The 11,387-nt window shown below is 62.2% G+C and carries 10 protein-coding genes; 6 read left to right on the forward strand and 4 right to left on the reverse strand.

Annotation, left to right across the window (positions count from 1 at the left end):
* Positions 1 to 248: 248 nt before the first annotated feature.
* Positions 249 to 2,210 carry a sigma 54-interacting transcriptional regulator gene (locus E4P00_RS23650; RefSeq protein ID WP_248133161.1) on the reverse strand — a complete coding sequence of 654 codons (1,962 nt, stop codon included), beginning with the start codon at positions 2,208 to 2,210 and terminating at the stop codon, positions 249 to 251.
* A 184-nt stretch (positions 2,211 to 2,394) separates the two neighbouring features.
* On the opposite strand from E4P00_RS23650, the gene E4P00_RS23655 reads away from it, so the two are divergent.
* Genes E4P00_RS23655 through E4P00_RS23665 form a run of 3 tightly spaced genes read left to right on the forward strand, consistent with a single transcriptional unit; the run spans position 2,395 to position 5,136 of the window.
* Positions 2,395 to 3,414 carry a Gfo/Idh/MocA family oxidoreductase gene (locus tag E4P00_RS23655; RefSeq protein ID WP_248133162.1) on the forward strand — a complete coding sequence of 340 codons (1,020 nt, stop codon included), beginning with the start codon at positions 2,395 to 2,397 and terminating at the stop codon, positions 3,412 to 3,414.
* Complete coding sequence (locus tag E4P00_RS23660; protein ID WP_078821764.1) at positions 3,411 to 4,190, forward strand: TIM barrel protein; 780 nt, start codon at positions 3,411 to 3,413, stop codon at positions 4,188 to 4,190. Before E4P00_RS23655 ends, E4P00_RS23660 begins: the two co-directional genes overlap by 4 nt.
* Positions 4,191 to 4,209: 19 nt before the next feature.
* Positions 4,210 to 5,136, forward strand: coding sequence for a sugar ABC transporter substrate-binding protein (locus E4P00_RS23665; protein ID WP_248133163.1), 927 nt, complete (start codon positions 4,210 to 4,212; stop codon positions 5,134 to 5,136).
* Between the two features lie 60 nt (positions 5,137 to 5,196).
* Here the strand turns inward: E4P00_RS23665 and yghU are convergent, their stop codons facing one another.
* Together yghU and E4P00_RS23675 are read right to left on the reverse strand one after the other, a co-directional pair.
* Complete coding sequence (yghU, locus tag E4P00_RS23670) at positions 5,197 to 6,027, reverse strand: glutathione-dependent disulfide-bond oxidoreductase (protein ID WP_248133164.1); 831 nt, start codon at positions 6,025 to 6,027, stop codon at positions 5,197 to 5,199.
* A 42-nt stretch (positions 6,028 to 6,069) separates the two neighbouring features.
* Positions 6,070 to 7,296, reverse strand: coding sequence for an MFS transporter (locus E4P00_RS23675; RefSeq protein ID WP_248133165.1), 1,227 nt, complete (start codon positions 7,294 to 7,296; stop codon positions 6,070 to 6,072).
* Positions 7,297 to 7,361: 65 nt separating this feature from the next.
* On the opposite strand from E4P00_RS23675, the gene E4P00_RS23680 reads away from it, so the two are divergent.
* Together E4P00_RS23680 and E4P00_RS23685 are read left to right on the forward strand one after the other, a co-directional pair.
* Positions 7,362 to 8,348 carry an AraC family transcriptional regulator gene (locus E4P00_RS23680; protein WP_216092178.1) on the forward strand — a complete coding sequence of 329 codons (987 nt, stop codon included), beginning with the start codon at positions 7,362 to 7,364 and terminating at the stop codon, positions 8,346 to 8,348.
* 85 nt (positions 8,349 to 8,433) lie between these two features.
* The gene (locus tag E4P00_RS23685; protein ID WP_078821768.1) at positions 8,434 to 9,030 is read left to right on the forward strand and encodes a glutathione S-transferase family protein; all 597 of its coding nucleotides are present in this window, start codon (positions 8,434 to 8,436) and stop codon (positions 9,028 to 9,030) included.
* 208 nt (positions 9,031 to 9,238) lie between these two features.
* Here E4P00_RS23685 and E4P00_RS23690 read toward each other — a convergent pair whose 3' ends face one another.
* Positions 9,239 to 10,006, reverse strand: coding sequence for an SDR family oxidoreductase (locus E4P00_RS23690; RefSeq protein WP_248133166.1), 768 nt, complete (start codon positions 10,004 to 10,006; stop codon positions 9,239 to 9,241).
* A 137-nt stretch (positions 10,007 to 10,143) separates the two neighbouring features.
* Between E4P00_RS23690 and E4P00_RS23695 the strand changes: the two genes are divergently transcribed.
* Positions 10,144 to 11,292, forward strand: a complete 1,149-nt coding sequence (locus E4P00_RS23695; protein WP_248133167.1) for an aldose epimerase family protein — start codon at positions 10,144 to 10,146, stop codon at positions 11,290 to 11,292.
* Positions 11,293 to 11,387: the final 95 nt, after the last annotated feature.

Here is an 11,387-nt window from a genome sequence, read left to right on the forward strand (position 1 = left end):
TCTGTCGGATTACGGGCACACCGAGCCTAAGCGAGGTGCCGAGTGGTGGGGCGAGGACCTTTTGCTTACTTTTGGCTGGGCCGGCATTCCGGTCCTTCCAAAAGTGAGCCGCTGTAAGAGCGGAACCCTAAGTAGCCGTTACCGCAGGAATGGATATGTACTCGGTCTGATCCAACATCCTGATCGGCTGTCAGGCCGCCATCGGGGGCAAGCCCCCTCCCACATTTAATCTGCACACGGGCAATCATTCACCGCCCGCGAAAATCCCCTGCATCCAAGCCAAACCGACCCATCTTGTTGTACAGCCCACCCCGCGACACGTTGAGTTGCCGGGCCGCCAGGCGGATATTGCCGCCCGTGTTTTTCAGCGCGGCGACGATGGCGTGCAGTTCATGACTGCTCAGATCCTGCGCGGGCTGGGGCTGGTAAAGGCGCAGCGTCGCCCGTTGCTGGGTTTCCAGCGGCAAGTCAGCCGGTTGGATCAACTCCCCCATCGCCAGGTTGGTCGCCCGCTCGATGGCGTTTTCCAATTCACGCACATTGCCCGGCCAGCCATGGGCTGACAGCAGCGCCAGCGCCTCCGGCGAGAAACCCTGCACTGGCTTACGCAACGAACGCGCACAGCGCTGCAGGAAATGCCGTGCCAACAGCGGGATATCCTCGCGGCGCATACGCAACGGCGGCACGGTGAGGTTCAACACATTGAGGCGGTAGTAAAGATCCTCACGAAACGCACCTTCGGCCACTGCCTGGCTCAAGTTGCGATGGGTGGCGGCGATGATGCGCACGTCCACTGGCCGCGAATTTTTCGCGCCCACGCGCGTCACTTCCCCCTCCTGCAACACCCGCAACAGGCTGACCTGGGCATCGAAGGACATGTCGCCAATTTCATCCAGGAAGATGGTGCCGCCATCGGCCAATTCAAACTTGCCCGCCGACCCACCTCGCGCCGAGCCGGTGAACGCGCCTTCGACATGCCCAAACAGTTCGCTCTGCACCAAGTCCCGGGGGATGGCGCCGCAGTTGACCGCCACGAACGGGCCGTTGCAACGCTCGCTGGCGTTATGAATGGCCTGGGCAAACAGCTCCTTGCCGGTGCCGCTTTCGCCGAGGATCAAAGTGGTGGCGTCGCCGCGACTGGCAATGCGCCCCAGGTGCAGCGCGTCCTGGATCGCCCGTGAGGTGCCCTGGATGGTGTCGAAGGTATAGCGCGCCTGGGTACCGATAAGGCGCCGGGTGATTTCGCGGATGCGGCGGTTTTCGCGCACCGACACGATCACCCCGCCCTGCTCCAGCGGGCATACCGAGACCAGGCAGGCGAGTTGACTGCGGTCGTGCAACTCGAAGGTGCAGTCGAGGTCGCGCACCGGCTCACCCAGCACGTCGCTCAACTCACTGCGCCCCAGGCGCTGGAACGAACTGCCGATCAGCTCCAGCCCCACCCCGAACAACTGCCGCGCATAACGGTTGAGTGCCTTGATGCAGCCGCGCTCATCCAGTACCACCAAGCCTTCGTTCAGCACTTCGAGCACCGCTTGTTGTTCTTCCAGCAACACCTGCAGCGCCATCTGCCGCGACACCGCTTCGGCTGCCGCCTGGACGGTGCCCAGGGTATGGAAATGAAACCAGCCGGGCTCGGCGGTCAGCGTGAGCATGGCCAATGTCAGGCCCTGGGCATCCTTGATCGGCGCAGCGGCGCAGTGCATGCGGCGCTGGCGCAGGGCGCCGGCGAAGTTCTCCTCGGCCAACACGTACATCAGGCGATCTTCGGCCAGCGCCAGCCCGGTGCAGTTGGTGCCCTGTACCGATTCCAACAGGCGACTGCCCACCGGGGTGATATCCAGCCCACAGAAATACAGGGTGGTGCCCTCGGCATCGGTAAGGTTGATATGGCCGCGAGGGTTATAGGCCAGCAAGCCGTGCATGACTTGCGCGGCGACGGCGATCAGTACGCGGTGATTGGCCAGGGTTGCCGCCAGCGTTTGGGCGGCAACGAAACGGTAGTGGCTGTGACCGGGATCGATCCTTGCCTCGAGACTGCGCCGCCACGAATCCCAGATGACCTGGCGCACCTCGGCCGGGCGTTCGACCTGGCCGGACAGACACGCTCGCCAGCCCTGCTCCAACGCAGCGACGGGTCCGTCATTCAGCGCATCAGGTCCAAGGGCCGTGAGGTATTCGAGGTCTTGCACGCTGAATGTGAGGCTCATCAAGGCATCCATGTTCATATTTTTGACATGTCAGTATAGACATGTCATCTGAATGAACACATTTTGTTTACTGATTTTAATAACCTATTAAAAATCAGTTAGTTATGATTTGGCACACCCCTTGCTCTTACCTCTATGCCAGCCAGGACTGTCCTGCGGGCCAACAATAAAAAGGGGTCACTTCATGAGTACACAGAATATCCGCCTGGGCTTGATCGGTGCCGGTCGCATGGGCAGCTTCCACGGCCTTACGGCGGCCCGCCACATCCCCGGCGCCTGCCTTGCCGCCATCGCCGACCCCACTCCAGGCCAGGCCGCACGCCTGGCAGCAGAGCTGGGGGTGGACAAGGTCTACACCGACCCACAACAGCTGTTGAACGACCCCGATATCGACGCAGTGCTTATCGCTTCCCCCGCCCGTAGCCACGCCGACCTGGTGATCAGCGCCGCCCGTGCCGGCAAGGGCATCTTCTGCGAAAAACCCATGGCCATCACCCTGGACGAAGCCGATCGCGCCATCGCCGCTGCCGCCGACGCCCGCGTGCCGTTGCAGGTCGGTTTCAATCGGCGTTTCGCCAAGAGCTTCCGTACCGCGCACCTCGATGTCGCCGCCGGCCGCATCGGTACGCCGCAGTTGCTGCGCTCGCTGACCCGCGACCCGGCACTGAACAACCCTGCCAACTCGCCGCAATGGGTGATCTTCCTGGAAACCCTGATCCACGACTTCGACACCCTGCGCTACCTCAACCCCGGCGCCGAAGCGGTGCAGGTGCATGTGATGGCCGACGCGCTGATCGCACCGGCGTACAAAAGCCAGGGTTTACTGGACACCGCCGTGGTCACGATCCGCTTCGACAACGGCGCCATCGCCACCGCCGAGGCTAACTTCCAGGCGGTGTATGGCTATGATGTGCGCGGTGAAGTGTTCGGCAGCCAAGGCATGCTGAGCATGGGCAGCCTCAATGACTGCGACCTGGTGCGCTACCTGGCCCAGGGCATCCAGGCCGACACCCAGCGGATGGACACCGACTTGCTGCGCGACGCCTATATCGCCGAGCTCAACCACTTCGTCGACTGCCTGGGCAGCGGCGCCAAGCCCTTGGCCAGCGGTGAGGACGCGCGCGCAGCCCTGGCAATTGCCCGCGCTTGCATTGAGTCGTACGAGACCGGCAAGGCCGTGGCCGTGCAAGGGGCGCGCCCATGATGCCGTTCACATTGGCCGTCAGCGCCGAGATGGTGTTTCTCGACCTGCCCTTCATCGAACGGGTCAAACGTATCCACGCCCTGGGGTTCAGCGCCGAAATCTGGAGCTGGACCGACAAGGACATCGACGCCCTGGCCGCGACCGGCGCGGACTTCACCTCGATGACCGGCTACATCAGCGGCACCCTCACCGACCCCGAAGGCAGTCGCCAACTGCTCGACAGCGCCCGCGAATCCCTGGGCATCGCAGAGCGCCTCAATTGTCCCAGCCTCAACCTGCACGGCACCGGCCTGGGCGCCGGCGGCCTGCCGGTGCAGCCGGTCAACCAGGCCACCGGCCGCATGTGGCTGAGCGCCTGCAAGACCCTGGAAAAAATCGCGCGCCTGGGGGAAGACGCCAGCCGTGTGTTCCTGCTGGAAAACCTCAACACCGCCGTCGATCACCCCGGTACGCCGTTTGCGCGTGCCGACGACACCCTGGCCCTGATCGAAGCCGTGGGCAGCCCGCATCTGAAGATGAACCTGGACCTGTACCACGCGCAGATCGGCGAAGGAAACCTGATCGAATTGATCCAGCGCGCCGGCAGCGCCATTGGTGAAATCCAGGTGGCCGACGTGCCCGGGCGCAAGGAACCCGGCACCGGCGAAATCCACTACCCGGCCATTGCCCGTGCGCTGCACGCCATGGGCTACACCGGCGTAATCGGCCTGGAGGGCTGGGCCAGCGGCACCAGCGAAGTGGCCCTGGAGCGCTTCCGCCAGGCATTCACCCTATAACAATAAAAGGAACACACTTATGCATCGTTATTCATTGCTAGTGGCCGCGCTGCTGTTGCTGTTCAGCCAATGGACCTTCGCCGCCTATCGCATCGGCGTGAGCATTGCCCGGGTTGACGATAACTTCATGACCTATGTGCGTAGCGGCCTGGAGGCGGCAGCGAAACAGCAGGACGTGCAGATCCAGTTCGAAGACGCCCAGGGCGATGTGGTGCGCCAGCTCAATCAAGTAGAGGGGTTTCTCAACCAGAAAGTCGACGCGGTGATCGTGCTGCCGGTCGACACCGCCGCCACTGCCAATATCACCCGCGCCGCCGTGGCGGCCAAGACGCCACTGGTGTACGTCAACCGTCACCCGGATGAACGCACACTGCCCAAGGGCGTAGTCACGGTAGCCTCCAACGACATCGAGGCCGGACAACTGCAGATGCGCTACCTTGCACAAAAACTCGGCGGCCAGGGCAATGTAGCGATCATCATGGGCGACCTTGCACAGAATGCCACCCACGATCGCACCGAGGGCGCCAGGCAGGTGCTCAAGGACTTTCCCGGTATCAAGATCGTTGAACAGCAAAGCGCCGAATGGCAACGCAACAAGGGCATGGACCTGACCAGCAACTGGCTGCTGGCAGGTACGCAGTTTGATGCGATCGTGGCCAACAACGATGAAATGGCAATTGGCGCAGCCATGGCATTGCAGCAAGCGGGCAAGGCCAAGGGCGAGATTGTGATCGTCGGCATCGACGGCTTGCCCGACGGCCTGGCGGCCATCAAGCGTGGGCTGCTTGCTGCGTCAGTGTTCCAGGACCCCAAGGCCCAGGCGACCCAGGCGGTTCGAGCGGCGATCAAGATGATCAAGGGCGAACCGATTGAAGCCGAAGTGTGGGTGCCGTTTGAACTGATCACGCCTGAGCAGGTGGCGGTGTTCGAACAGCGCTACAAATAAACCGAAGACAAGGAGAGCCAGTGTGGGAGGGAGCAAGCCCCCTCTCACACTGGCTCTGAATCAGTCCAGGTCACTCGCGTCATGCCGTTCGGGCAACTGCTCCTCACCCGACACCCTGTTCACCCGTCGCCCGCGCTGCACCGCCGGCCGTGCGTCAATCGCGTCGGCCCAGCGCTGCACGTGCGTGTACTCATGCACCGAGAGAAACTCCGCCGAGTCGCCATACAAGCGGCCCTTGACCAGCCCGCCGTACCAGGGCCAGATGGCGATATCGGCAATGGTGTACTCATCGCCGGCGATGTACTCGCTCACCGCCAGGCGCTTGTCCAGCACGTCCAGTTGGCGCTTGGCTTCCATGGCAAAGCGGTTGATCGGGTACTCCATCTTGCTCGGCGCATAGGCATAGAAATGTCCGAAACCTCCGCCCAGGTAAGGCGCGCTGCCCATCTGCCAGAACAACCACGACAGGCATTCAGCCCGGGCCGCAGGCTCGCTGGGCAAGAACGCGCCGAATTTCTCGGCCAGGTACTGCAGGATCGCGCCGGACTCGAATACCCGAATCGGCGTGGCACCACTGCGGTCCATCAGGGCCGGAATCTTCGAATTCGGGTTCACCGCCACGAAGCCACTGCCGAACTGGTCGCCGTCGCCGATCTTGATCAGCCAGGCGTCGTACTCGGCGCCGGTGTGCCCGAGGGCCAGCAACTCTTCAAGCAGGATCGTGACCTTCTGCCCGTTGGGCGTGGCCAGGGAATACAGCTGCAGCGGATGCTTGCCGATCGGCAGCTCTTTATCGTGGGTAGCACCCGCGATGGGCCGGTTGATACTGGCGAAGGTGCCGCCGCTCTCGGTGTCCCAGGTCCAGACCTTTGGGGGTAGATAGTCAGCCATGCCACTGCTCCTCAGGGATTGTGATCAACGAAGCGTTCCAGACTAAACCAAAGACGGGTGGTGCGTCACACCGGCATCCCGGTCTTGTCGAGGCACCTGTACGCGCAGGGCGATAAGCAAGGCCGCGAGCAACATCAATACACCCGCACCCACAAATACCCCACCAATGCCGCTGACGCTGAACATCAACCCGCCACCGGCAGCCCCTGCGGCAATCGCCGACTGCACCGAAGCGACCACCATGCCGCCGGCACTTTCGGCCTGGTCCGGCACGGCACGGGCGACCCAATTGGACCATGCCACCGGTACGCCGCCGAACGCCATGCCCCACAGCGCCAGGAGCAACGCCTGGCCCGGCAATGACACCGGCAGCCAGACCAGGGCCAGCGCCGCAATGCCTACCAGCACCGGCATCAACACCAACGTCCCACGCGGGTGGCGCACCAGCAGCCAACCGGCGAGCAAGGTGCCGACGAAATTCGCCACGCCGAAGCCCAGCAGCATCAGGGCCAGCCCTTGGGTATCGACGCCGGTGGTGCTTTCCAGGAACGGGCGAATATAGGTGAACAATGCGAAATGCGCGGTATGTACCAGCACGCAACCGAACATGCCCATGGCGATACCCGGGCGCAGCAGCACTTCCAGCACGGTACGCAGGCGCGCGGTACCATTGGGCACCAGGCGCGGCAGGGTGAACGCCTGGAACGCCAGGGTCACCGCACCTACTGCAGCCGCCGCGATAAACGCACTGCGCCAGCCGTACAGGCCACCCAAGTAGCTGCCCAGCGGCACGGCGACCACGGTACCCGCCGCAATTCCGCTGAAGATGATCGACAGCGCCCGTGGCAGGGAAGCCGCCGGCACCAGACGCATGGCCACTGCCGCCGCCATGCTCCAGAAACCGCCCAGGGCGATGCCCAGCAGGATGCGCATCAACAACAGCAGGGCCAGGCTGGAAGACAACGCCACCAGCAGGTTGGAGGCGATCATCAGCGTGGAGAACCCCAGCAGCACCACGCGCCGGTCGATGCTTCGGGTCAGGCCGGGCACCAGCAAACCGGCAAACAACGCCACCACTGCCGTCACCGTCACGGCCTGGCCGGCGAGCGCCTCCGAGACACCCAGGTCCAAGGCCATGGGGGTCAACAAACTGGCCGGCAGGTACTCCGCCGTCAGCAAGCCGAACACCCCCATCGCCAAAGAAAACACCGCCAGCCAGGCCGGCTCCGTCACAATCCCGGCAGGGGCTTGGGCTGCATTGTCATTCATCACAGGTCATCCTCGGATCATTGGCAAGGCGGCCAGTCTAGGTTTGCCAGCCAGGATGATCTATGATGCAAACCCTTGAGTTTTTGACCGAAACCCCGAACATGACTGCCGCGCATGCTTTTACCCTGTCTTCCGACCTGATCAATGAGCTGCTGCGCGGCATGCGCCTGCGGGGCGTGCAGTACCGCCGCATCCAGGCCGGGCCGAGCTTCGGCATGGGCTTTGACGCCAAGCCCGGCCACGCCTATTTCCACTTTCTCGCGGCCGGCCATGCGACCTTGCGCGGCGAGGACGGCAACCTTTTCGAGCTGTCGGCGGGCAATGCGGTATTCATTGCCCATGGTGGCGCGCATGCACTTTTATCCGATGCGAGCGCCGGTGTGCACGATATCGGCGATTTCGACAGTGCCCCGTTGGGGGATGCGGTCTGCGCCGTGGATGCCTCCCCTAATGCGACGCCCAGCACCTTGCTGTTCAGTGCCTGCATGGAGTTCGAACTTGGCAGTATCCAGGGGCTCGGCAACCTGATGCCGGCGCTGATGCTGATCGATGCAGGGGGCCAGCGTTACCCCGGCCTGATGCCGATCCTGGCGGTGATGGAACGGGAAGTCTCCACGGCCCGCATCGGCTTTGCCGGCATCCTGGCGCGCCTGGCCGATGTGGTGGCAGCGATGATCGTACGCGGCTGGGTCGAATGCGCCTGCGGCAACGCCTCGGGCCTGGTGGCAGCGTTGCGCGACCCGCGCCTGGCCCGCGCCCTCCTCGCTCTGCACCAGCAACCGGGCCGCGACTGGAGCGTGGCGGAGCTGGCTGCGCACTGCCATACCTCGCGCTCGGTATTTGCCGATCGCTTCCAGGCCACTCTCGGTATACCGCCGTTGCGCTACGCTACGGAACTGCGCATGCGCCTGGCCACGCAGTGGCTGAGCCTGGAGCGCATGCCCATCGAAACCGTCGCGCAACGCCTTGGCTACACCTCCCAGGCAGCGTTCAGCCGCGCCTTCAAGCGCATCACCGGGCAACCGCCCGGGGCGGCCCGCAGTTCAATGTAGCGACCGCCCCTTCAAGCATTGCGCACCCTGATCATGAAGCCTTAATCTCGTCAGCCAATCACACCGCGAAAGCAATGGAGGCTGCATGAAACTGGTCGGAATGCTGGACTCGCCCTACGTACGCCGCGTGGCGATTTCCCTGGACTTGTACGGCATGGATTTTGTGCATGAACCGCTGTCGGTGTTCAGCACCTACGCGCAATTTGCCCAGATCAACCCCGTGGTCAAAGCCCCCTCCCTGGTGTTGGACGACGGGACGGTGCTGATGGATTCGAGCCTGATCCTCGATTACCTGGAAGCACTGGCACCGGCTGACAAGAAGCTGCTGCCCCAACAACCGGCAGCACGCGCCCACGACCTGCAACTGCTCGGACTGGCTCTTGCCGCCTGTGAAAAGAGTGTGCAGATCGTCTATGAACACAACCTGCGCCCAGCCGAAAAGTTACATGCACCGTGGATCGAACGCGTCAGTGGGCAATTGCTGGCGGCCTATGCCCTGCTGGACAAGCAACTGGCAGACAGTGAAGCGCTGACCCAGGCATCCATTACAGCAGCGGTCGCCTGGTCGTTCAGCCAGTTCACCGTGGCGTCGGTGGTGAAGGCGGATGCGTTCCCCAACCTGAAGCGCCATGCTGAACGCCTGGAACAGCACCCGGCGTTCAAACGCTACCCAATCGCCTAAGCATCGCAGTTCATATGTGGGAGGGGGCTTGCCCCCGTGACGGCCTGACAGCCGGCGTATCTCTACCTGACACCCCAGGATCTAAATGTGGGAGCTGGCTTGCCTGCGATGACGTCGGCCCAGCGAACATTGATGTGGGTTGACCCACCGCTATCGGGGGCAAGCCCCCTCCCACTCGCGATCTTCACAATTTTTTGGAACCGTGTTTCTACACCCAGCCGCCGTCAACGATAAAGTTTTGCGCCGAACACATCGCCGAGGCATCCGAGGCCAGAAACAGGGCCATATTGGCGATGTGTTCCGGCATCACACTGCCAGGCATGCACTGGCTACGGGCGATCAACTCCCGAGCCGCATCATCCACCCACATAGCCAATTGTTTTTCCGTCATCACCCAGCCCGGCACCAGTGTGTTGACGCGGATATGGCTCGGCCCCAGCTCCCGCGCCAGGCCTCGGGTCATGCCGTGGGCGGCGGCCTTGCTGGCGGCGTACACCGGGTAGCCGGCAGACGCCATCATCCAGCCGACCGAGCCCAGGTTGATGATCGAGCCGCCACCCGCCTCTTTCATCATTGGCACCACCGCCTTTGCGGCAAAGAAGGCGTGCTTGAGGTTGACAGCGATCAACCGGTCAAACATTTGCGAGTCGATTTCTTCCAGGCTGTGGCGCACATCATTTGCCGCATTGTTGACCAGCACCGTGATCGGCCCGAGGGAATGCTCGAAGCGCCGGATTGCCGCACCGTAGCCAATCTCATCGGTGATATCGCAGCACTCGAACTCGACGGTGTGGCCCTTAGAGTTCAGCAGTGCCGCCAAGCGTTCACCCTGGCTTTGCGCGCGATCCACAAACGCCACTTTGGCACCCTGGGCGGCAAAGGCCCGCACCATGAATTCGCCAATCCCTGACGCCCCGCCGGAGATCAATACGCTCTTGCCCTTGAGGTCGGGATAAATGGCGTGTTCAGTACTCATAACGTAGTGCCTCGATCAATTAGTCTTATTTTATTTTACGAAATAGGCGTTAAAGGCTATAAATCTGCTGGATAACCGGTGAAATATCTCACATTAGTAGAACTATTCAACCCAAAAACAACAAAAGGAAGTTCGACATGAAGCACCCTCGATACCTGTTGTCCGGTCTGGCGCTGTCCATGCTGATCGCCAGCGGCGGCGCTCACGCCGCCGGCCTTACCAGCGAGCACAAGCCTTTCGGTAAAACCAATGACGGCACAGCCGTCGAACAGTACGTGTTGCGCAACAGCCATGGCATGCAAGCCACGGTAATTACCTATGGCGGTGTATTGCAGTCGCTGAAGGTGCCTGACAAAAACGGCAAGCTCGACGACGTAGTGCTGGGCTTCGATGACGTGCAAGGCTATCAAGGCGGTACTGCATTTTTCGGCGCAACCATCGGCCGCTTCGGCAACCGCCTGGCCGGCGGTGCCTTCGAACTCGACGGCAAACGCTACCAGGTGCCGCTCAACGACGGCCCCAACTCGCTGCATGGCGGCGCACAGGGCTTCGACAAACAGGTGTGGCACGCCGAACCGGTCAAGGACAAGGATTCGGTGGGCGTCACCCTCACCTACCTGTCCAGGGACGGTGAAATGGGTTTCCCCGGCAACCTGAAGACCGAAGTCACTTACCGCCTCAACGACAAGAACGAACTGCACATCGACTACAAGGCCACCACCGACAAACCGACGGTACTCAACCTCACCAATCACAGCTACTTCAACCTCGCCGGCGCGGGTAACGGCGACATTCTCAAGCAGGTCGCCACCTTGCACGCCAGCCACTACACGCCGGTGAATGCCACCTTGATCCCCACCGGTGAGCTGGCTCCGGTCAAGGGCACACCGATGGACTTCCTCAAGCCCACGCCTATTGGCCAGCACATCAAGGCGGACCATCCGCAGCTCAAATTTGCCGAGCCGAAACAAGGCGGGTTCGACTTCAACTGGGCCCTGGATACCAAAGGTGATGTGAAGCAGCTTGCTGCCCAGGTGCATGACCCTGAGTCGGGGCGGCGCTTGCAGCTTTACACCAGTGAGCCTGGGGTGCAGTTCTACACCAGCAACTTCCTGGATGGTTCGGTGAAGGGCAAAGGTGGCAAGACGTACCAGCACTGGAGCGGGTTCACCCTGGAGACCCAGCATTTTCCGGATGCGCCTAACCAACCCGGCTTTGCCTCAACTCGCTTGAATCCAGGGCAAACCTATATCCAGAACACCATTTTCAAGTTCACCGCCGATTAAAACTGTGGGAGGGCTACACCCCGATGAGCATAGGTATCTGCACAACTTGATAGCAACCGACGGTAACCACGATGCGAAGCGAGCCGCTCTTGATC

It is taken from the genome of Pseudomonas sp. B329 (genome assembly GCF_023127835.1).
Lineage (GTDB): Bacteria > Pseudomonadota > Gammaproteobacteria > Pseudomonadales > Pseudomonadaceae > Aquipseudomonas > Aquipseudomonas synxantha_A.